Below are 22,333 nucleotides of genomic sequence, written 5' to 3' on the forward strand. Positions count from 1 at the left end.
AGCCTGCGATACGGGCATCACAGCCCGATAAGATGGAGGCAGGCAGGCGACAGCGTTTGAAAGGACCCACCGACAGGTGAGTCTGCAGCAGCGATCAGGTGGAGGTGGATGTCTTGGCGAAGAACAGTGATCGGGCCAACTGAGGGCTGATCCTGCTGCGATAGATTTCGATTGCGTCCTGGTTGCTGGTGCTGGCCCCGATATCGACACGACCCAGCAGCCGTTGCTCGCGGGTTTTCAGATGCGCTGCGGTGTAGGACTGGACGTCGTCCTTGAGCTGGGCGTAGTGAAAGTGGGCATACCAAAGCGCATTTGCGGAGGTGGCGTCACGCACTTCGTATTCCTGCAGATAGTCCCGGCGCTGCCCTTTGAGTCGACGTCGGTCTCCCACCGGCACGATGTCGACTTCGCCTTTGCTGTGTAGCCATTCGACGCGTGCAGCGGTGGGCGGTTGCCGTTTGGTCATTTCAAGCCGCAACCGATGGCCTTCGGCATACAGTAGCGTGGTTTGCGTGGCCAGTTGCGTCAGTACCGATTGCGCCTCGTTTGTATGATCTTGCGTGGTATTGCTTTGCATGAGCGCTGCGTTGATCGCCTTGGTGGCTTCTTCAAGGCGAGAAGCTTGTTGGTGGAATGCTTCCTCTATTTCCACCGGGAGCTGCCAGGATTGTTTTGAGTCTGCTTCGGTTCGTTGAATAAAGGCGGGCAGCGCATCCAGCAATGCTTTACCCGCCTTTATGCGTGCCCCGGGATCAGGCAGGCGCGTTTTCGGCGCCTGCGGTTTCATCGTCAAACGTTCGACCCAGACCCCGGGGGTCTTTTCATGGAAGGTGGCGATCACTTTGCCGGTCACCGGCGCGGTGACATCCACAAGGACCATGTGACCGGGCGCGGTTTTGCGGGTCTGGCCGATCACCGTACCTTTGAAGCGCGTTGTGATGACCCTTTTGTTTGACGTCGATGTGGTGCGTGACGGGCCGGGTACAGGCTCCAGGAGTTGCTGTTCGCGCAGCAGGTCCGCCAGATGCCCGACGGTCTGCTGATTGAACTCGTCGATACGACCCTGCAATCGCGTAAATTGCGTGTGCACGATCTGCTCCTGGTTGGCTGTAGAGAAGCTCTTGAGGCGTTGTTCGATAGCGGCGAACTGGTCGATCAGGTTGTTCAAGGCCTCAATCCGTTCATCCGTGCGCAACAGCTGCGCATCACCCATCAACTCCATTGCACTGTTCACCGTCAGGTCGGCGTCTTCGACAATCTGCTCGAGGGATGCTTTGGCACTGGACAGTTCGGCCGTTTCGCCAGATTTGACGCACACCTCGCGAGCCAGCGTGACTTGAAGGGACTTGAGGTCCGGAAGGTCGAATTTTGGCAGTTTCTTTTGATACTCAAGGGACAGCTGCTCGGCTTTCTTGCCCAGGCGCGTCAATTCCTTGAAGCGCAACTGAGCGAACTCGACCTTCTCGATAACGCCTTGGGTCAGGTCCGACATGTTTTCAAACGTCCCGGCGGGAGGCGATTGGGCACTGTCTTCTTTGGCATCGAGATGTTCCAGGGTCAACTTCAGGGCATCGACGAACGCCGGGTATTTCTCGTCGATCCAGGTCTGGTTGAAAAACAGTTGAGTTCCCAGCATCTCGATCATCGCGTCACGATAGTTACGCACATCCTCGACCAGGTTGAGTGATTTGAGTTTCTCGATGGTGATTTCATATTCACCGATGCGCTCCTCGAGTTTGTCGAGAAATGTTTGTTTAGCTGCATCCCTTGCATCTGCGGAAGCCTTTTTCATGGTGTTGTAGGCATCGGTAATACTTTGGCGTTTGGACGCCATCTGCGCATCGAAAACCGCCAGGTGAGCCTTGATCTCGGTGACTTTGGTGGCGTTGGCTTTTTGCAATGCCTTGAGCCTGCTTTTCTTGCCACCGCCACGCAGTCGCAGCCTGATATCGATGACCCAATCGCCTCTGGAATTGTTGATCAACAAGGGGCCGGTGATGGAAGGTTGTTTGCGGGTATCAACGATTTGAACGATTTCATCGTCGTTCAGGAAGACTTCGAACCATCGTTCGCCTACCGGGGCATAGTATTTGGACTGATGTTCATAAAGGTGTTTGTGCCAGCCTTCGGTGCTGGCCGCTCCCAGCCCCGGCGGTTTGGGGATTTTGTACCGGTCCAGGGTTGGCCCCAGCCCTGCGCTGTTGCTATTGAGTACGGTCGCGGGGTGGAGTGAGGTCTGGTGTTCGGCCGGTAGATAATCATCCTCAATATCAGGTAACTGGATGCTGGCCGGGGTCTGCGGCGGAGGGTTTTTCTGCGCGCCGCCAATAACGGCTGTTTCGGTCTTCGCAGGGCGCGCGCGCGCCGGTTGGCGTCGGGCGGTCGCCTGATGAGCCAGCACCATGCCCAGGGTCAGGAACAAGTCGGTCAGGGCGGACCATTGTGCTGGCGTATCCTGGTTTTCCCGGGCATCAATGCCTTCTTGCAGATCGTCCAGAATCTGCCAGATCCACGCAGCCGTTCCGGCGGTTCGACCGAGAAAAGGCAACACGGCGCTGAAGATCATCCAGGCGCGTTGTTTGAAGCTGGCCCAGCGGCTTTCGGCGTTGGATACCGAATCCCGCTCGCTCTTCATGATCAGCGCATTGGCGTTGGCCTTGAACAGTTTCATCAGGCGGTCGTGCTCGATCACTTTTTGCCCGAGCGACACCGGTCCGCTCATCCGCAGGGAAATGGTCGGGTCGGCCAACAGTTGTGACACCGTCCAGACCGAAGGTAATTCACCCGGGAAGACATACTGCGAATAATTGAACCGAACATCGTCCGCCAACCATGCCAGGGTAGATTCGCGAAGCTCCTTGTCGTGTTTGATCGCATACAGCAGGTTGGCGGCCGAGGGGTACTGAGTCAACGCTTGTAAAAGCAGTGGGCGATAGAGAATGCAAGGCCCATTGGCCATGTCCCGCGGCCCGATCACAAACATGTTGGTGACTTCATCAGGGGTTTTGTTTTTATCCTGGCCGGTGATGAACGCCAGCGGACGGATGACGATCTCATGCCCGTCGACCCAGCGGTCGGCCTTCAGCACATTCATTGCCGCCACGATGTAGCGATAGCCCTTTTCGTCAATGCCATGTTCGCCAAGAATTTTGCTTTGCAATGCTTGTAGCGCCAGCTGAATACGCAGGTTACTGGCGTAGAGGCGTTGACGGCGCAGCGATTCAAGCGGGTCATCCAACAGCTTGCTCTTGACCCGTGCGGGGTAGGTCGCACCGATATCGACGGCGCTGATGGCCGTCTTGACATAGTCGGGCGTCATCCAGGTCGGCACTGCTGTGCCGTCCTTGTATCGCACCGACTGGTTGCCCAGCGGAAGGGCGATGAGGTTTTCGAGTGCCAGCTCGGCAAGGTCCAGGCGATTGGTCTGGTTCATGCCAGGGGCAGTGAATGCCCCCCAGACCACTTGACTCTCGATAACGATCTCAATGTTCTCAAGCTTCATGCCGGCAACGTCACTGTGGCTTTTGAGCATGTGGGCTCGAAGGGCATCCAGTGCGAATGTCTTGATCGGAGCAATATCGTCGTCGAAGGATTTTCCGCTGTTGCGCAGTTGCAGCAATGCCAGATCGAACAGGTGTCGACTGTAGCAACCCAGATCGAATGGCGAAGCGTTGTTCAGCCATTCGGGGATCAGACGCTGCACCTTTACGAAGTGCGAAACCTGTTCGGTCTGAGTTGTACCGCTCACCTGCGCTGCGGCACGGGCAGGCGTCGTGAACACCGGTTTGCTGTCCCGTTGTCCAAACTCCAGGCCGGCAATCGCATCAGTTTGCAGGGCAATCAGCGCGACGGCCTGATGATCAAAAAAATTCCCGGAGGGTTCGAACAGGCGCCATTGAAGCTTGGCTTCGGGTGGCATTTTTTCAACATACTTCGGCAAATCCTCGCCGAGTTTTTCCAGCGACTCATAGGTCCCGAACCCCGAAGCGATGGAGTGGGTCAGGATGATTGTGCGTGTCTCGACGGTGCCGATCACGACGGTCAGATCCGTACGATTGAGATGGCTGGATACGGTGCCATCGAGCCGGTCGAGGTCGATCAGGCAAACCCGAATCTTGTAGGTGTCGTGGTCAGTGCGTGTTTTCGCATCGGGATAGTCGAAAACATTGCGCGCGATCGCCAGCTGATGCGCATCCCAGCCTTCCACCTTTTGTACATTCCAGACCTGCCGCAGTGACTGCGACAACGCTTGCCAGCGCAAAGTGGAACCTTGAGTGGTCTGGTCCCAGTATTCGAGTTGTTGTTCCTGATAGGCCACCAACAGGACGGGCGACAGTTTATTGATCAGACGCCCTATGGCATCGATCCTGACCGGTAGGTGGATGGGCGTTTTCGTTCTGGGATTCAGGCTCAGGTAATGCTCGCCGTCGAGGTAGGTCACAGACTCGCCTGAACCGGCGTGCCGCAACAGCGCATCCGTCAGTGACTCGAATCGCAGGGTTCCGGGCCGGACGGCCCCGGCGACGATTTTCCAGCTCGGTGTAACGACCATCGCCATTGCGGGGTCGATGTTCAACTGTGGATACAGCTTTTTCAGATCGTCTCGAAGAATACGGGTGGCGACCTCCCTGATAGAGGGGCCGGTGACCAGTTGGGTGAGCAGATCACTTGGGTCGCTGGAGGCCTGATCAGGCTCGACAGCATTCGTTTCGGTAGAGGCCATGTGCGTTCCTTGCTGAGGGACTGGGACGTGCGCGTCAACGCGCCGCTCAGGTTCGGAAGGTAACGTGGGGTGGGATGGGGCGTGCGGTACTTAAATATCGTCCGGAAAAAAAGACCCGCCATAAGCGTAATGCTGTTCACTTAAGGACGAACACCCGTGGCGAGGGAGCTTGCTCTCGATGCGCAGCAGTCCCTTTCAGGACCGCTCCGCGCTCCAGCGGGAGCAAGCTCCCTCGCCACAGGATGCCAGCGTTCTCTTAAGTGAACAGCATTACGCCATAAGCGGGTCTTCACTGGCGCGCAAACACTGGCTCGTTCAGGTTCCGGATTTGATCTTGGTCCACGCCCGGGTGCGCGCGCGTTCGGCATCGCGCGGCAGCGGCTGCAGGGTGTAGAGCGTGCTCATCGCCGTGTCGGTCGGATACAGATTCGGGTTGTTGCGGATGGCCGGGTCGACCATTTCCGTGGCGTCCTTGTTCGGGTTCGGGTAACCGACGAAATCGCTCACCGGCGCGATCACCTGAGGTTGCAGCAAGTAGTTGATGAAGGTGTAGGCGTCTTCCGGGTTCTTCGCGCCCTTGGGAATGGCAAGCATGTCGAACCAGATCGGCGCGCCTTCCTTCGGCAGGCGCATGTCGACGGTCACACCGTTTTTGGCTTCCTTGGCGCGGTTGGCCGCCTGGGAGAAGCTGCCGGAGTAACCGACCGCGACGCAGATGTCGCCGTTGGCGATGTCGGCCATGTACTTGGAAGAGTGGAAGTAAGTGACGTACGGACGGATTTTCATCAGCAGTGATTCAGCCTTGGCGTAGTCCGCAGGCTTTTTGCTGTTGGGATCGAGGCCGAGGTGTTGCAGGGCCAGCGGCAGGATCTCCGAGGGCGAGTCGAGCAGGGCGACGCCGCACTGCTTGAGCTTGCTGATGTTTTCTTCCTTGAAGATCAGGTCCCAGCTGTCCACGGGAGCGTTGTCACCCAGCACGGCCTTGACCTTGTCCGGGTTGAAGCCGATCAGGATCGTGCCGTACATGTAGGGCACGGCAAATTTGTTGCCCGGGTCATTGGCTTCGATCAGCTTCATCAGCTTGGGATCGAGGTGGTTCCAGTTCGGCAATTTGCTGCGGTCCAGAGGCTGGAATACGCCCGCTTCAATTTGCTTGGCGAGGAACACATTGGACGGCACCACCACGTCGTAGCCGGAGTTGCCGGTCAGCAGTTTGGCTTCCAGCGCTTCGTTGGTATCGAAGATGTCGTAGACCAGTTTGGTCTGCGCGTTCTGTGCCTTGAAGTCTTCCAGGGCTTTGGGCGTGATGTAGTCGAACCAGTTGTAGACACGCAACGTTCGTTCTTCGGCCTGTGCGGCACCGCTCAGTACCGTGGCGCAAAGCGCAGGGACGATAAAACGCTTGAGATTCTTCATGCTTGTATTTCCTCAGCAAGCGCTTTCAAAACCTTCGAGAACGTTCACGGCGTTGATACCGATTTCTTCGACTGCGTACCCGCCTTCCATCACGAACAGCGTCGGTACGCCTAGCTTTGCGATGCGCTTGCCCATGGCCAGGTAATCCGGACTGTCGAGCTTGAACTGCGAGATCGGGTCGTCCTTGAACGTGTCGACGCCCAGGGACACGACAACGATGTCGGCGCCATAGCTTTGGATCTCTTTGCAAGCGTGTTCCAACGCTGCACTCCAGGTGTCCCAGCCGCTGCCGGCAGGCAACGGATAGTTGAAGTTGAAACCTTCACCGGCGCCTTCACCCAATTCGTCTTCATAGCCGAGGAAGAATGGAAACTCGGCTTCCGGGTGACCATGGATCGAAGTGAACAGCACATCGCTGCGCTCGTAGAAAATCGATTGAGTGCCGTTGCCGTGGTGGTAGTCGACGTCGAGGATCGCGACCTTTTTGTGGCCCTGATCGAGGAATGCCTGGGCGGCGATGGCGGCGTTGTTGAGGTAGCAATAACCCCCCATCAAGTCGCCGGCAGCGTGGTGTCCTGGTGGGCGGCAGAGGGCGAAGGCACTGCGCGCGCCGCGCTGGATTTCGGCTTGGGCCGTGAGCGCAACTTGCGCTGCACTGTACGCTGCCTGCCAGGTGCCGGCGGTGATCGGGGCGCCGCCATCGAAACTGTAGTAACCCAGTTCGCCATGCAGGCTGGTGGGTTTGACACGACGCAGCGTGCGCGCCGGCCAGGTGTAGGGCAGCAAGTCACCGTCGGTGTTGAACTCGGTCCAGCGTGCCCAGGCGCCTTTGAAAAAGTCGAGATAATCGCGGCTGTGGATACGCGCGATCGGTTCGAGGCCGAAATCCTTCGGCGCCTCCACTGGGCCGAGATTCTGCTTTTGCACTCTGGAAAGCACGTGGTCGGCCCTCGATGGCATTTCGAAGCAGGGCTTGAGTTGCCCGTCTATCAATTCGCAGCGGCCATGGTGCAGGTGGTGATCGTCTGAGTAGATCGTCAGCATTTGTTGTTCTCCGCAGGGCTGGTTCGGTTGAGCACAGTCTTGCGGCGCAGACGATTCAGGAGAACGGCAGGAAAGGCCAAAAGGGGATCGATGTGGCCAAAACATTTGACCGAAATTCGCCTCTCGAATAACGCCTCAAAACCCGTAGGAGCGAGGCTTGCCCGCGAAGCTTTTGACGCACGTGAGAACTCTTCGCGGGCAAGCCTCGCTCCTGCGTCAGTGGGCGGTATCAGGGCCGGAACTGGCTCGGCGCCACACCGCTCCAACGCACAAACGCATGACGAAAACTGGCGGTCTCGCTGAACCCCAGGGCCTCGGCGATTTGATAGATCGGCAGTTGATCCTCGCACAGCATTTGTTTGGCCTGCTCGAAGCGCAGTTCGTCGAGCAGTTCCTGATAACTGCATCCCAGATCTTTCAGATGCCGACGCAAGGTGCGCGCCGAACAATTCATCTGCTCGGCCAGCCCTTCAAGCCCTGGCGCGGCGTTCAATTGCGCACGGAGCAACTGCCGAATCCGCCCTAACCAGGCCTGGCGCCCCGTGAATTCGAGGTTCTGCTTGCGGCAACGTTCGGCCATGGCCTGGTGGGTGATGACATCGGCCAGCGGCAATGGCTGGTCGAGCCAGCGCTTGTCGAAGGCAAAGGCGTTGTCCCGCGCCCCAAAGAGCAGCGGGCAATTGAAATGTTCGGCGTAGGTCGATTCATAGTCGGGCGCGGCATGTTCGAAGCGTGCAGCCAGCAACGGCAGTGAATGCCCGAGCAGATCGTCGCAGGTGACTTTCAACGACACCAGGCAAAACTCCGCGTTGAACACGGCCATCGCCGGGCTCTCACGGTAGTCGGCCGCGACGAACCAGATACGCTCGCCATCGTCTTCCAGGCTCAATTCGAAAAGTGTTCCCAGCAACGCCGGATACCGCATCGCCAAACGTAAAGCGTCACCGAAGGTGGCACTGGTGAGCAGGGCGTAACCGAGCATGCCGTAGCAGGAAACGTGCATTCGCCGCCCCAGTTCCAGGCCGATGTCACGCTTGAGCGCAACGGCGTTGGCGCAGACCTGCATTTCCTGATTGGTGGTGATGCGCGTGTCGGCCCGGTGCAGGTCCGCCGCACTGATGCCGCTGCCGGCCAGCAGCGCCTCGCTGGACAAACCTTCGGCCTTGAAGACGTTGAGGATCAGCGAGACGGCATTGAGGGTGGTGAGGTGGGAGTGGAGCATGGGAGGTTCCAGCCTTGGGATGGCTGGAACGCAGCAAGTTGCATGCCTGCTTCAACGTGTTGCGTGTCGCAAATAACCAACCCGAAGGAGCGAGGCTTGCCCGCGAAGCTTTTGGCGTACTTGAGGCCGCGTTCGCGGGCAAGCTTCGCTCCTACAGATTCTTGTGGAGCGGGTCAGATCAACTCGCCGCAGAGGTCCAGTTCTGCCAGGCGGCGCACCTCGGCGGTATCGAGCCCGGCGCTCAACAGCGCATGCAACTTGCCGAACGCCGCCTCACGGGTCATGCCGCCACCCGACAGCACGCCCACACCGCGCAAGCGACTGCCAGCCTCATACACATCCAGCTCCACGCCACCTTCATGGCACTGAGTCACGGCGACAACGACAACGCCTTTATCCCGCGCCCGCTCCAGGCTGGCGAGGAACGCCGGGTTGTCGCTCGGCCCCGTGCCGCTGCCGTAGCACTCCAGCACCAGGCCTTGAATGCCGCTGTCGAGCAGGCCGTCGAGAATCCCGGCGCTGATGCCGGGAAACAATGGCAGCACCGCGACATTCGCCAATTGTCGGGGCTGGTTGTAGTTCAACGGCGCCGGGATCGAAACCGCTTTCACGCCGCCACCCTGGCGCTCCAGGCGCTTGAATGGATGCCGGCCGAAACTGCGCACCTTGGCGCAACGGGTCGGGGCCAGCAGTTCGCCGTGGAAGTACAGTTGCACGCCCGGCGCCAGGCCTTGGCCCAAGGCAACCAGCGCACCGCTGAGGTTTTCCCAGGCATCGCTGTCCGTTACGCCGGCCGGCAACATGGAACCGGTGAACACCACGCGAGCCTTCAGGCCGAGCAACTGAAAGCTCATGGCTGCGGCGCTGTAGGCCAGGGTATCGGTGCCATGCAGGATCAGCACGCTGTCGCAGCCCTGGACATCCACCGCATCGACCACTGCTTCACGCAGTTGCTGCCAATACGCGGGGGTCATGTTGGCACTGTCGATCAGCGGCGACATCTCGCGAAAGCGCCATTGCGGTACGACGAGATCAGGCTGGCTGTGCAGGTATTCGCGCATCCGCGCTTCGAAACCGGACGCCGGGGCCAGGCCGTTGGCGCTCGCCTGCATGCCGATGGTGCCGCCGGTATAGAGCACCATGACGTGCTGGGCGGCAGGATAGGTTGACGAATTCATGGAGCTGCTCCGAGAACGATGATGTCCTGTAGGAGCCAGCAAGCCGGCTCCTACAGGGGATTTCGCACTTTAACCGATCAGCGTTGCGCTGCGGTCACACCTTGCGGCTCAGCCTGGTTCTGAACGGCGGCCGGTGGATTCGCTGGCCAGGCCTGACGATCCAGATCCAGATCCGGGAACTTGCTCGAATCGAACACCGGCGTCTTGATCCCGGCGGCGCGCTGGTCATCGTAGTCACGCAGGATGCGCATGCCGACCTTGAACAACAGGGCCAGCGCGATCAGGTTGACGAAAGCGAGCAGGGTCATGGTGATGTCGGCGAAGGCGAACACGGTGCCGAGGTTTTCGATGGCGCCCCAGAAAATCAGCACCAGTACCAGCGCTCGATAACCCATCAACGCCTTGCGGTTTTCACCGATCAAAAAGCGCAGGTTGTTTTCGCCCAGGTAGTAGTTGTAGAGGATCGAGGTGAACACGAACAACGCCAGCGCCACGGAAATGAACATCCGGCCCCAGTCACCGACCACTGCTGCCAGGGAGTTCTGGGTCAGGGCAATGCCGTCGCCTTCGAAGCCCGGGGTGTAGAAGCCCGAGAGCAGGATCAGCAACGCCGTGCAGGTGCAGATCACGAAGGTATCGAGGAACACACTGAACGCTTGAACCACGCCTTGCGCCACCGGGTGCTCGACCGCTGCCACCGCTGCCACGTTAGGCGCACTGCCCAGGCCCGCTTCGTTGGCGAACACGCCGCGTTTGACGCCCATGATAATGGCGCTGCCCACCAGTCCACCAAAGGCCTGGTCCAGACCGAAGGCGCTCTTGACGATGGTCATCAGCATGCCCGGCACCTGGTCGAATTGCAGCACGATCACGTAAATGGTCACGCCGATGTAGACCAGGGTTTTCACCGGCACCAGCAGGTCGGCGACCTTGGCGATGCGCTTGATCCCGCCGATGAACACCAGGCCCAGCAGCACGGCCAGGCCCAGGCCGGTGTAAGTCGTGTCGAGGCCGAATGCGTTGTTCAGCGAGTGAGTCACGGCGTGGGCTTGCAAGCCGTTGAAGGCGAACCCGAAGGTCACCAGCAACAGAAAAGCCATCAACATGCCGAGCCAGCGTTTTTGCAGACCGTGCTGGATGTAATAGGACGGGCCGCCACGGAACTGACCTTCCGAGTCGCAGCGCTTGTAGAGCTGGCCCAGGGAGCATTCGAAGAAGCTGCTGGACATGCCGACCAGTGCGGTCACCCACATCCAGAACACCGCGCCTGGGCCGCCGAGTGTCACAGCGATACCGACACCGGCAATGTTGCCCGCACCGACGCGGCCGGCGAGGCTGAGCATCAGGGCCTGGAACGAACTGAGTTGCCCGGCGCTGCTTTTGAGGCTGTCGCGGAACACCGCGAACATGTGGAAGAAGTGACGCAATTGAACGAAACGCGAGCGGATCGTGAAGTAGCTACCGAGCCCGACAATGAGCACGATCAGTACTTTCCCTGAGAGGAAGTCGTTAATGACTTCGAGCATGGATTATTCCTCGCTGTTTTTTGTGTAGGCAACAATGCTGGCCGGACAGACACATCGAGTTACATCAGTTGGCGCTCGGCACAACAGGCGGGTCGATGTTCGTCCCGGTTTCATATCGCGGGTTTGTTATTAGTTCGGGTTTCGCATGGGTTGTGGTCTCGCTACCGACGACCGCTCACGCGAAGAGGGGCGGCACTATACCGATGACAGTGCCGTCCGTCTGCACGGTTGTGGTGCAAGCACGCAATTGCAGGCGCAAGGCTTGCCCGCGATGGCGATTGTGAGAACGCCATCGCGGGCAAGCCTTGCTCCTACAGCTGTAAAAAAATCAAAAAAAAGGGCCGGGAGAGTGATCTCCAAGCCCTCAAAAGGTGAGAGGTGTCTAGTCCCTCGACCTGGTGAGCGGTGCTACAGGTAACGCGTCGGTTCAGGCTTTAAGCGGAACCAGACGCGGAGCAATCATGTTTTCCGGGCGCAGGATGTCGGCGAGCATGGCTTCGTCGAGCAGACCTTCTTCGCGCACCAGTTCCAGCACGCCACGGCCGCTTTCGAGGGCGATACGGGCGATGCGGGTGGCGTTTTTGTAGCCGATGTACGGGTTCAGTGCGGTGACCAGGCCGATCGAGTGTTCGACCAGTTCACGGCAGCGTGCTTCGTTGGCGGTGATGCCGACGATGCAGTGCTCGCGCAGCATGTCCATGGCGCGTTGCAGCAGGCGGATCGAATCGAGGATCTTGAAAGCGATCAGCGGTTCCATCACGTTCAGTTGCAGCTGGCCGCCTTCGGCCGCCATGGTCAGCGCCAGATCGTTACCGATGACCTGGAAGGCCACCTGGTTAACGGCTTCCGGAATCACCGGGTTGACCTTGCCGGGCATGATCGAGCTGCCAGGCTGACGTGCCGGCAGGTTGATTTCGTTGATGCCGGTGCGTGGGCCGCTGGACAGCAGGCGCAAGTCGTTGCAGATCTTCGACAGCTTGACCGCGGTGCGCTTGAGCATGCCGGAGAACAGTACGAAGGCACCCATGTCGGAGGTGGCTTCGATCAGGTCGGCGGCGGGAACCAGTGGCTGACCGCTGATCAGGGCCAGGCGCTGCACAGCCAGGGCCTGATAGCGTGGGTCGGCGTTGATGCCGGTACCGATCGCGGTACCGCCCAGGTTCACTTCAGTCAGCAGTTCCGGGGCCAGCGTCTTGAGACGGGCCAGGTCTTCGCCCATGGTGGTGGCGAAAGCACGGAACTCTTGACCCAGGGTCATCGGCACAGCGTCTTGCAGCTGGGTACGACCCATCTTCAGGACGTGGTTGAATTCTTCACCTTTGGCCGCGAATGCCTGAATCAGGCTGTCGAGGCTGGCCAGCAACGCATCGTGACCCAACAGCAGACCCAGGCGGATCGCGGTCGGGTAAGCGTCGTTGGTCGACTGCGCCATGTTGACGTCGTCGTTCGGGTGCAGGTACTGGTATTCGCCTTTCTCGTGACCCATCGCTTCCAGAGCAATGTTGGCGATCACTTCGTTGGCGTTCATGTTGGTGGAAGTACCGGCGCCACCTTGAATCATGTCGACCACGAATTCTTCGTGGAAATCACCGCGGATCAGTCGAGCACAGGCTTCGCTGATGGCCGCGTGCTTGGCTTCGCTCAAGTGGCCCAGCTCACGGTTGGCGTCTGCAGCGGCCTGTTTGACCATTGCCAGACCCACAACCAGTTTCGGGTAATGCGAAATCGGCACACCGGAGAGACGGAAGTTGTTCACCGCCCGCAGTGTCTGGATGCCGTAATACGCATGAGCCGGTACTTCGAGGGCGCCAAGCAGGTCGTTTTCTGTGCGGAATGATGCAGCGGAAGACATGATAGAAATCATCTCGATATTAACCCGGTCTGTGCCGGAACACTGCAAATGCTAGGCTTGTGGAGCATTTTGGGCCAATGCTGTTAAACACTGCCCTATGCATATTCGGCATAATGCCGATGTGACGTCGCGTTCGCGGCGAGCGTGCGACCTAAATTGGTGCGTGTCCGGGAGGACGTGATGAATCTGGAAAGTAAATGGCTGGAGGACTTCAGTGCTCTGGCGGCCACCCGCAGCTTCTCCCAGGCCGCGGAACGACGCTTCGTGACCCAGCCTGCCTTCAGCCGGCGCATCCGCAGCCTCGAAGCGGCATTGGGGCTGACCCTGGTCAATCGCTCGCGCACACCCGTGGAGCTGACGGCGGCGGGGCAACTGTTTCTGGTCACCGCGCGCACCGTGGTCGAACAGCTCGGCGAAGTGCTGCGCCACCTGCACCATCTGGAAGGCGGGCAGGGGGAAGTGATGCAGGTCGCGGCTGCCCACTCATTAGCGCTGGGTTTTTTCCCGCGCTGGATCGCGCAGTTGCGCAACGAAGGTTTGAATATTGCCACTCGACTGGTCGCAACCAACGTCGGCGATGCGGTGCATGCCTTGCGTGAAGGCGGCTGCGACTTGATGCTGGCGTTCTACGACCCGGACGCGGCGATGCAGATGGATCCGGAAATCTTCCCCTCGCTGCACCTTGGCCAGACCGAAATGCTTCCGGTGTGCGCCGCAGATGCCGATGGCAAGCCGTTGTTCGATCTGGAAGGCGAGGCCAGCGTGCCGCTGCTGGCCTACAGTGCCGGTGCGTTCCTCGGGCGTTCAGTCAATGGTCTGTTGCGCCAGCGCCAGCTGCGATTCACCACGATCTACGAAACCGCCATGGCCGACAGCCTCAAGAGCATGGCGCTGGAAGGGCTGGGCATTGCCTGGGTGCCGCAGCTCAGTGTGCGCGCCGAATTGGCGCGCGGTGAACTGGTGGTCTGCGGGGGACCGCAGTGGCACGTACCTCTGGAGATTCGCTTGTATCGTTGCGCTTTGGTACGCAAGGCCAACGTACGGTTGTTGTGGCGCAAACTGGAAGGCGGCGTTGCTGCCAATACTTGAAATGGCGAGACGCATCACTGATATATGATTCAAATGGTTATGGAGCATCACGCAGATAACTTCTGATGCGCTCACGATTTGGATCGGTATATACATAGCAGTTGGAGAGTAGCGTATTGACCTTGGCTGCCATGAAAGTTTCGCACCACCATCCGTTATATCTGACTTCGGCGAGCTCATGTTGTGCATCTAGCATATGACCAAGTTCATGTCCAACAATTTGTTTGTGGTTTAATGCCGCGAGTGCAAATTGTTGTCCCACCCCTGCAAGGCCAAATACGTTGTTGGTCATTCCATCATTGGTAAGCAACATAAATTTTGTGGTTCTGCCTGTAGGGAGATTTTTTGCATCACGGTAGGCTGTACCCAGATCTCTCCATCCATCATAGGAGGCCTGAGTTTCGCCCTTGTAGGAGTAGTTCGTGTAAGGCGGGGTGTTGCGTACAAATATGACCGAAACATCACGTCCCGTTGTAGTTCTCAGTTCTCTGATGACCGGCGCGAAGTGATCGGGATAGAGGGAAGGGATCTTATCTTCCGGTACATCATCGTGGACAAAAGCAAATACGAATATTGGTCTTTTTTCCACGGGTATACTGCTGCGCATACTTGGAGTTTCAGGTTGTGCAATCGGCCAGGGCGTTTCGTCTTTTACGACGGTGGCCGAAGCGGTTTGATTGATAATTGAAGTAAAAAGCAAAGTGGTGAAAAGTGTGTAGAGTATTTGCATATTTATACGCTCGGGATAATTGGATTTTTATTTGGAAGATGTAATGTCATCCGCGAACATTAATATGACTTTTAAGTTAGCTTGTATCGCATAGTTATGTTTCGAACAGTGTGGAAGTCCAGTTCTAAGAAAAATGATCGAGGGGCTATTCGCTCTGACTTTCAAGTCAATAAAATCGGTTGTTGCGAGCAAAACCACTCCAGCGACACTTGGTCGTATCGGGGGCTGTTTATCTGCCGTATTGCGGTATACTGCGCGGCCTTCGGCCGGTTACGACCGGCCATAATTCGTACAATCAAGCCACGCATTCTGCGTGGCTTGTTGTTTTTTGATGCGCCTGCGGGCGCCCAGAGAGAAGAGGCACGACGATGAGTGCATTGGTTGGCGTGATCATGGGCTCGAAGTCCGATTGGTCCACCCTTAGCCACACCGCCGATATGCTGGAAAAGCTCGGCATTCCTTATGAGGTGAAGGTGGTTTCTGCCCACCGCACCCCGGATCTGCTGTTCCAGTACGCTGAAGAAGCCGAGGCGCGTGGCATCGAGGTGATCATCGCCGGTGCCGGTGGCGCGGCCCACTTGCCTGGCATGTGTGCAGCCAAGACCCACCTGCCGGTGCTGGGCGTGCCGGTGCAGTCGGCGATGCTCTCGGGCGTCGATTCGCTGCTCTCCATCGTGCAGATGCCTGCCGGCATTCCGGTTGCCACCCTGGCCATCGGCAAGGCTGGCGCGATCAACGCCGCGCTGTTGTCGGCGAGTATCCTGGGCGCCAAGCACCCGCAGTTTCATGAAGTGCTGAAAACCTTCCGTGCTGAGCAGACAGACAGCGTCCTGGAAAATCCAGACCCACGCATCGCCTGAGGTTGTTGACGATGAAGATCGGTGTAATCGGTGGCGGCCAGTTGGGTCGCATGTTGGCGCTGGCGGGCACTCCGCTGGGAATGAACTTCGCTTTCCTCGACCCGGCGCCGGACGCTTGCGCGGCAGCATTGGGCGAACACCTGCGGGCCGATTACGGCGATCAGGATCACCTGCGCCAGTTGGCCGATGAAGTCGATCTGGTGACCTTCGAATTCGAAAGCGTACCGGCGGAAACCGTCGCGTTCCTGTCGCAATTCGTTCCGGTCTATCCGAGTGCCGAAGCCCTGCGCATTGCTCGCGATCGCTGGTTCGAAAAGAGCATGTTCAAGGACCTGGGCATTCCAACCCCGGCATTCGCCGACATTCAGTCCCAGGCTGACCTGGACGCCGCCGTGGCTTCCATCGGTCTGCCGGCGGTACTGAAAACCCGCACCCTGGGCTACGACGGCAAGGGCCAGAAAGTCCTGCGCACCCCTGAAGACGTGGTTGGCACGTTCGCCGAGCTGGGCAGCGTGGCTTGCCTGCTGGAAGGTTTCGTGCCGTTCACTGGTGAGGTCTCACTGATCGCCGTACGTGCCCGCGATGGTGAAACCCGTTTTTATCCGCTGGTGCACAACACCCACGACAGCGGCATCCTCAAGCTGTCCGTGGCCAGCACCGATCACCCGTTGCAAGCCTTGGCCGAAGACTACTCCAGTCGCGTACTCAAGCAGCTGAATTATGTCGGCGTGATGGCATTCGAATTCTTTGAGGTCGACGGTGGCCTCAAGGCCAACGAAATCGCCCCGCGGGTGCACAACTCCGGGCACTGGACCACCGAAGGCGCCGAATGCAGTCAGTTCGAAAACCACTTGCGGGCCGTTGCCGGTCTGCCGCTGGGTTCGACGGCCAAGGTCGGCGAGAGCGCCATGCTCAACTTCATTGGCCAAGTGCCTGAGACCGAGAAAGTCCTGGCCATCGCCGATTGTCATCTGCATCACTACGGCAAGGCATTCAAGGTCGGCCGCAAGGTTGGCCACGCCAATCTGCGTTGTGCAGACCGTGAAACGCTGGCTGCACAGATCCTCAAAGTCGAAGCGCTCATCGCCGAATAAACAGTTTCACGTGGCAGCGGCGGAACCATTGCGGTGCCGCCGTTCTCTCATGGCAGGATGCCAAAGTCTGGCTAGGCTAAAGCCAATCAATCAGAGGGAAATGCCATGGGAATTATCGGAACCATCTTTATCGGCTTGATCGTCGGCCTGCTGGCGCGGTTCCTGAAGCCGGGCGATGACAGCATGGGCTGGATCATGACCATCCTGCTCGGTATCGGCGGTTCGCTGGCGGCTACTTATGGCGGCCAGGCGTTGGGCATTTACCAGGCGGGCGAAGCTGCCGGTTTCATCGGTGCGCTGGTGGGCGCGGTGGTGTTGCTGGTGATCTACGGCCTGATCAAAAAGAACTGATTCAAGCGACAAAGTCCTCTCGGCTGCGCAGTCCGGGAGGACTAGAATGCTCGGCGATTTCCTTTCCTTGCCGAGCATTTCCATGCGACGTCTTCTGCTTGCTGTTGTTTTAATGGGTGCGGGCCTCGCCCACGCCGGCGAACTGCCGGAAACCGACTGGCTCGAACTGATGCCCAAATCGGATCAGAAAGCCCTCGAGGCCATGCCTGAAATCGACCACGACTCCCCCGAAGCCAATGGCACCTTTACCGAAAAGGGTGGCATGAAGCAGAGCAAAGGCTTGCCGGCGGTGATGTACTCGACCAAAACCGTAGCGTCGATGAACGACAAGAACATCCGCCTCGGTGGTTATCCGGTGCCGCTGGAGTCCGACGCCAAGGGCAACAGTACGCTGTTTTTCCTTGTGCCATACCCGGGCGCCTGCATTCATGTGCCGCCTCCGCCACCCAATCAATTGGTGCTGGTGCGCTATCCCAAGGGCTTGAAGCTCAATGATATCTACACGCCGCTGTGGGTCACCGGCACGCTGAAAGTCGAGAAGGTCAGCAATGACCTGGCGGATGCGGCCTATGCGCTGGATGCGTCAAAAGTCAGAGTGGTGAAAGAGGCCGATCTCTAACAGCAACCCGAAACAACTGTGGGAGCCAGCCTGCTGGCGATAGCGGTCTGTCAGATACTTATAAGTTGACTGACACCACGCCATCGCCAGCAGGCTGGCTCCCACATTTTTTATTGCGATGTTGCCTAGAGCGGTTTGCTGCTGATGCTTACGCCCAGGGTATGGCTGGCACCCGGCGTCAGGCTCACCACATCACCCATCACGTTCGCCGTTTCGATGCACAACATGCGTTGCCAGCCATCGTCGGCCATGTCGCTGAACGCCGCGGCGCGCTCGGTCCACGGGTTCCAGATCACCGCCGTGCGCGAACCGGTACTGCTCAGTTCGATACGTCGTTCCCAGGTCGGGTCGACGATGCTCAGCAATGGCGGGGTGTCGAGGTAGATGCGGTCGGTTTCGCCGGTAAAGCGCAGGTCGCCGGACTGTTGCCGGGTTGCCCAGTCTTCCAGGGTTTCGATGTAGCTCAAGTCGTCCACGCCTTCGACTTGCACATTGCGCACATCGCTGACGGCGAAATAACTGTGCAGGGCCTGGCTGATGGTGACGGTTTCATCGCCCACGTTGTGGCTGGTCAGGCTGATGTGCAGTTGCTCGTCCAGGCGAATGCTCAGCTTCAGGTTCACCCGATGTGGCCAGCCTGGCAATCCACCTTCGGGGCAGGGCAGGAGGAATTCGATTTTCAGGCTTTCGCCTTCGGCCTCGATGCCGCCCAATTCCCAGTCCATTGCTCGCACCAGGCCATGAGCCGTTGGCGCCTCGTCGCTCACGCGCATCGCCTTCACGCTCTGCGGATTGCGCTCGAAGTTACCGAACCACGGCCAGCACACTGGCACGCCGGCGCGAATGCTTTTGCCCGTCTTGAACACCGCCTCATCGTTGAGCCAGATCAGCGGCGGCTGCCCCGCCAGTTGATAACTGAGGATGTGCGCGCCTTGCTGGGCCACCAGTAATTCGGCCTGGCCGTGACGGATGCGCCAGCAGTTCAGTTCATCCAGTTTGACGGCTTCAACGTTGGGCGTGTTCATGGGACAGCTCTCGATCGGTAACAGGACTGCAATGGACCGTGAATCGGTCGTCGGGTTTAACGCTTCCCGGTTTTTTAGCGAGCTCTGGGCGGAACCGAGCGGGTGCGGCCGCTGCCATCGATGGCAACGAACACGAATACCGCCTCAGTGACTTTGCGCCATTCGCTGGAGAGCGGATCGTCGCTCCAGACCTCGACCATCATCTGGATCGAGCTGCGGCCGATTTCCAGTGCCTGGGTATAGAAGGAGAGCTGGGCGCCCACCGCCACGGGTACCAGAAACGCCATGCGGTCGATGGCGACTGTGGCGACGCGCCCGCCAGCCACCTTGCTGGCCATCGCGGTGCCGGCCAAATCCATCTGCGCCACCAGCCAGCCGCCAAAAATATCGCCAAAGCCGTTGGTTTCGCGGGGAAGTGCGGTGATTTGCAAGGCCAGGTCGCCTTGCGGGATCGGATCTTCTTGTTCGAGCTCTATCATGCCGGGGGTGCCTCTGACCCGTGACTCTTCGTTGGTGCTGCTGGTGGTAGCCGTCTTCGGGAAAAACGATTCAGCACCGAACATACTACGTTCGTCACGTTTTCCATAAGGCGCCTAAAGGGAAACTCTGCGAAATCGCCTATGACCCTGAAGGCGCTTTCGCACAGCAACCCTTGCAAGCCGTTGCACAGTTGCGAGTATATCGGTCGGTAGACTCCGAGACGACCGTCCGGTTCTCATTTTGACCGTCAATTACGCACCTCTATGTGCTTTTTCGAACAATTTGCTATCGTGCCGGTCCTGCCCGAGCCTTGCCAGCGTTGTTGGGGCGGCAGACCTGACTATAAGAGAAGCCCTTGCCATGACTACAGCGCCCTCGAGTATCGCGCAGCCATCCCAATCCGCACGTCCGCTGACCCGCAACGACTACAAGACACTTTCGTTGTCAGCCCTGGGCGGGGCGCTGGAATTTTACGATTTCATTATTTTCGTGTTCTTCGCGACGGTGGTGGGCAAGCTGTTCTTCCCGGCGGACATGCCTGAATGGCTGCGTTTGATGCAGACCTTCGGCATTTTTGCTGCCGGGTATCTGGCGCGGCCGCTGGGTGGCATCGTGATGGCGCACTTCGGCGATCTGCTGGGGCGCAAGAAGATGTTCACCCTGAGCATTTTCATGATGGCCGTGCCGACCCTGATCATGGGCCTGCTGCCGACTTACGCGCAGATCGGCATGTGGGCGCCGATTCTGTTGCTGCTGATGCGGGTCATCCAGGGCGCGGCGATTGGTGGTGAAGTGCCTGGCGCCTGGGTCTTCGTTTCCGAACACGTGCCGCAAAAACATATCGGCTACGCCTGCGGGACCCTGACCAGTGGCCTGACGGCTGGCATTCTCTTGGGTTCTCTGGTCGCTACGGCGATCAACAGTCTCTACACCCCGGGGGAAGTGGCGGATTACGCCTGGCGGATTCCGTTCCTGCTGGGCGGCGTGTTCGGCCTGTTCTCGGTGTACCTGCGCCGCTGGCTGCACGAAACCCCGGTGTTTGCCGAACTGCAACAACGCAAGGCCCTGGCCGAAGAAGTGCCGTTGCGTGCGGTGTTGCGTGACCATCGCGGCGCCATCGCCATTTCGATGCTGCTGACCTGGCTGCTGTCCGCCGCCATCGTGGTCTTGATCCTGATGACTCCGACCGTGCTGCAGACGGTCTACCACTTCGCGCCGACCACCTCCCTGCAGGCGAACAGTCTGGCGATCGTGTTCCTGAGCGTTGGCTGCATCATTGCCGGCGCATTGGCCGATCGCTTTGGAGCGGGGCGGGTCTTCGTCTTTGGCTGCACCGCATTGCTGGCCAGTTCCTGGACCTTCTATCACAGCCTGGTCGATCATCCTGACTGGTTGTTCCCGTTGTATGCGCTGACCGGCCTGCTGGTCGGCACCATCGGTGCGGTGCCGTACGTGATGGTCAAGGCGTTCCCGCCGGTGGTTCGTTTCAGCGGTTTGTCGTTTTCCTACAACGTGGCTTACGCGATTTTCGGTGGTTTGACGCCGATGATCGTCAGCCTGTTGCTCAAGGAGAGTGCGATGGGGCCTGCCTATTATGTGGCGGTGCTGTGCGGGGTGGGGATTGTGGTGGGTGCGTATCTCTGGAAGAAGGGGCGTTAGTTCTGGCCTCATCGCCAGCAAGCCGGCTCCTACAGTCCTGTGCAGGAGCCGGCTTGTAACCGATCGTTTCCACGCTCTGCGTCCGCTTTTGAGTGGGACGCAGAGCGTCCCGAGATGCATTCCCACGCGGAGCGCGGGAACGATCTAGAAGCCCAATACTGGCCTTTCATCCAATTGTCATATTTCAGCCATAGAGTGTTCACACGGCCTGCCGATACTTGGCCCCGACTTAACACACCCTATCTGCTAGGAGTAAGGCATGAAACTGAAGCGTTTGATGGCGGCAATGACTTTTGTCGCTGCTGGCGTTGCGACTGCCAACGCGGTTGCCGCTGTTGACCCTGCTATCCCGAGCTACACCAAGACCACTGGTGTGTCGGGCAACCTGTCCAGCGTCGGCTCCGATACCCTGGCCAACCTCATGACCCTCTGGGCTGAGAACTACAAGAAAGAATACCCGAACGTAAACATCCAGATTCAGGCCGCCGGTTCGTCTACCGCGCCACCTGCGCTGACTGAAGGCACCGCTAACCTGGGCCCGATGAGCCGCAAGATGAAGGATAACGAACTGCAAGCCTTCGAAACCAAATACGGTTACAAGCCAACCGCCATTCCGGTGGCTGTGGATGCCTTGGCCGTGTTCGTGCACAAGGACAACCCGATCAAGGGCCTGACCATGGCTCAGGTCGACGCCATTTTCTCCTCGACCCGTCTGTGCGGCGCTAAAAGCGACGTGAAAACCTGGGGTGATCTGGGCGTGACCGGCGACCTGGCCAACAAGCCGGTGCAACTGTTCGGCCGCAACTCGGTATCCGGCACCTACGGCTACTTCAAGGAAGAGGCCCTGTGCAAAGGCGACTTCAAGCCAAACGTCAACGAACAGCCAGGTTCGGCTTCGGTTGTGCAGTCGATCAGCAGCTCGCTGAACGGCGTCGGTTATTCGGGCATTGGCTACAAGACCGCCAGCGTGAAAACCGTTGCCCTGGCCAAGAAAGATGGCGGTGAATTCATCGAAGACACCGAAGAAAACGCCCTGAATGGCAAATACCCGCTTTCGCGCTTCCTGTACGTGTATGTCAACAAGGCCCCGAACAAGCCTCTGGCCCCGCTGGAAGCCGAGTTCGTGAAGCTGGTTCTGTCCAAGCAAGGCCAGGAAGTTGTGGTGAAAGACGGTTACATCCCTCTGCCAGCCAAGGTTGCTGCAAAAGCACTGGCTGACCTGGGTTTGCAAGAAGGTAGCAACGTAGCAAAAAAGTAAAACCGTAGGCCCGGGGTAACCCTGGCCTGTGTAGGAGCCGGCTTGCTGGCGATGGTCATCCATCCGCAGAAGATGTGTCGGATGCACCATTTTTCGCCAGCAAGCCGGCTCCTACAACCCCCAAATTCTCGCTCCGCTGCCGGTTCCACCGGGCGGCGGATTTGTCGCGTCACTGCACTGTCATCTTTCTGTCATACAGGATCGCTA

Annotated in this window: 17 protein-coding genes; 7 read left to right on the plus strand and 10 right to left on the minus strand. The window is 58.8% G+C overall.

The window, feature by feature from the left end; translation table 11 throughout:
- Positions 1-94 precede the first annotated feature (94 nt).
- The 7 genes from D8U73_RS01150 to aspA all read right to left on the minus strand — a co-directional run bounded on the left by D8U73_RS01150 (position 95) and on the right by aspA (position 12,961).
- Positions 95-4,723 carry a DUF6543 domain-containing protein gene (locus tag D8U73_RS01150; protein ID WP_130903503.1) on the minus strand — a complete coding sequence of 1,543 codons (4,629 nt, stop codon included), beginning with the start codon at positions 4,721-4,723 and terminating at the stop codon, positions 95-97.
- 315 nt (positions 4,724-5,038) lie between these two features.
- Entirely contained in the window at positions 5,039-6,139 is a 1,101-nt protein-coding gene (locus D8U73_RS01160; RefSeq protein ID WP_130903504.1) for a polyamine ABC transporter substrate-binding protein, read from the minus strand.
- 12 nt (positions 6,140-6,151) lie between these two features.
- Positions 6,152-7,183, minus strand: a complete 1,032-nt coding sequence (locus D8U73_RS01165) for a histone deacetylase family protein (RefSeq protein ID WP_130903505.1) — start codon at positions 7,181-7,183, stop codon at positions 6,152-6,154.
- A 229-nt stretch (positions 7,184-7,412) separates the two neighbouring features.
- On the minus strand, positions 7,413-8,405 hold the full coding sequence (locus tag D8U73_RS01170) for an AraC family transcriptional regulator (RefSeq protein WP_130903506.1): 993 nt from the start codon (positions 8,403-8,405) through the stop codon (positions 7,413-7,415).
- A gap of 173 nt (positions 8,406-8,578) precedes the next feature.
- Positions 8,579-9,583 carry an asparaginase gene (locus D8U73_RS01175; RefSeq protein ID WP_056854337.1) on the minus strand — a complete coding sequence of 335 codons (1,005 nt, stop codon included), beginning with the start codon at positions 9,581-9,583 and terminating at the stop codon, positions 8,579-8,581.
- 77 nt (positions 9,584-9,660) lie between these two features.
- Entirely contained in the window at positions 9,661-11,109 is a 1,449-nt protein-coding gene (locus tag D8U73_RS01180; protein WP_056854338.1) for an alanine/glycine:cation symporter family protein, read from the minus strand.
- 427 nt (positions 11,110-11,536) lie between these two features.
- Positions 11,537-12,961: an aspartate ammonia-lyase gene (gene aspA / locus D8U73_RS01185; protein ID WP_130903507.1), complete on the minus strand. Its 1,425-nt coding sequence runs from the start codon at positions 12,959-12,961 to the stop codon at positions 11,537-11,539.
- A 180-nt stretch (positions 12,962-13,141) separates the two neighbouring features.
- On the opposite strand from aspA, the gene D8U73_RS01190 reads away from it, so the two are divergent.
- Positions 13,142-14,050, plus strand: a complete 909-nt coding sequence (locus D8U73_RS01190; RefSeq protein WP_056854340.1) for a LysR substrate-binding domain-containing protein — start codon at positions 13,142-13,144, stop codon at positions 14,048-14,050.
- Between the two features lie 37 nt (positions 14,051-14,087).
- Here the strand turns inward: D8U73_RS01190 and D8U73_RS01195 are convergent, their stop codons facing one another.
- On the minus strand, positions 14,088-14,780 hold the full coding sequence (locus D8U73_RS01195; protein ID WP_130903508.1) for a hypothetical protein: 693 nt from the start codon (positions 14,778-14,780) through the stop codon (positions 14,088-14,090).
- 368 nt (positions 14,781-15,148) lie between these two features.
- Here D8U73_RS01195 and purE point away from each other — a divergent pair, with 368 nt between their 5' ends.
- The 4 genes from purE (at position 15,149) to D8U73_RS01215 (ending at position 17,704) form a co-directional block, all read left to right on the plus strand.
- A complete protein-coding gene (purE, locus tag D8U73_RS01200) occupies positions 15,149-15,640 on the plus strand; it encodes a 5-(carboxyamino)imidazole ribonucleotide mutase (protein WP_034149342.1) in 492 nt (163 codons plus the stop codon).
- 11 nt (positions 15,641-15,651) lie between these two features.
- The gene (locus D8U73_RS01205; protein WP_056854341.1) at positions 15,652-16,734 is read left to right on the plus strand and encodes a 5-(carboxyamino)imidazole ribonucleotide synthase; all 1,083 of its coding nucleotides are present in this window, start codon (positions 15,652-15,654) and stop codon (positions 16,732-16,734) included.
- A 105-nt stretch (positions 16,735-16,839) separates the two neighbouring features.
- Positions 16,840-17,085, plus strand: coding sequence for a GlsB/YeaQ/YmgE family stress response membrane protein (locus tag D8U73_RS01210; protein WP_056854342.1), 246 nt, complete (start codon positions 16,840-16,842; stop codon positions 17,083-17,085).
- 82 nt (positions 17,086-17,167) lie between these two features.
- Entirely contained in the window at positions 17,168-17,704 is a 537-nt protein-coding gene (locus D8U73_RS01215; RefSeq protein ID WP_056854381.1) for a DUF3299 domain-containing protein, read from the plus strand.
- A 125-nt stretch (positions 17,705-17,829) separates the two neighbouring features.
- Here the strand turns inward: D8U73_RS01215 and D8U73_RS01220 are convergent, their stop codons facing one another.
- Positions 17,830-18,729: a D-hexose-6-phosphate mutarotase gene (locus D8U73_RS01220; protein ID WP_130903509.1), complete on the minus strand. Its 900-nt coding sequence runs from the start codon at positions 18,727-18,729 to the stop codon at positions 17,830-17,832.
- A gap of 74 nt (positions 18,730-18,803) precedes the next feature.
- Positions 18,804-19,208, minus strand: coding sequence for an acyl-CoA thioesterase (locus D8U73_RS01225; RefSeq protein ID WP_007896491.1), 405 nt, complete (start codon positions 19,206-19,208; stop codon positions 18,804-18,806).
- A 361-nt stretch (positions 19,209-19,569) separates the two neighbouring features.
- On the opposite strand from D8U73_RS01225, the gene D8U73_RS01230 reads away from it, so the two are divergent.
- Complete coding sequence (locus tag D8U73_RS01230; RefSeq protein WP_130903510.1) at positions 19,570-20,868, plus strand: MFS transporter; 1,299 nt, start codon at positions 19,570-19,572, stop codon at positions 20,866-20,868.
- A gap of 259 nt (positions 20,869-21,127) precedes the next feature.
- Positions 21,128-22,126: a phosphate ABC transporter substrate-binding protein PstS gene (locus D8U73_RS01235; protein WP_130903511.1), complete on the plus strand. Its 999-nt coding sequence runs from the start codon at positions 21,128-21,130 to the stop codon at positions 22,124-22,126.
- The last annotated feature ends 207 nt before the right edge of the window (positions 22,127-22,333 follow it).

The sequence above is a fragment of the Pseudomonas sp. Sample_22 genome (genome assembly GCF_004307635.1).
Lineage (GTDB): Bacteria > Pseudomonadota > Gammaproteobacteria > Pseudomonadales > Pseudomonadaceae > Aquipseudomonas.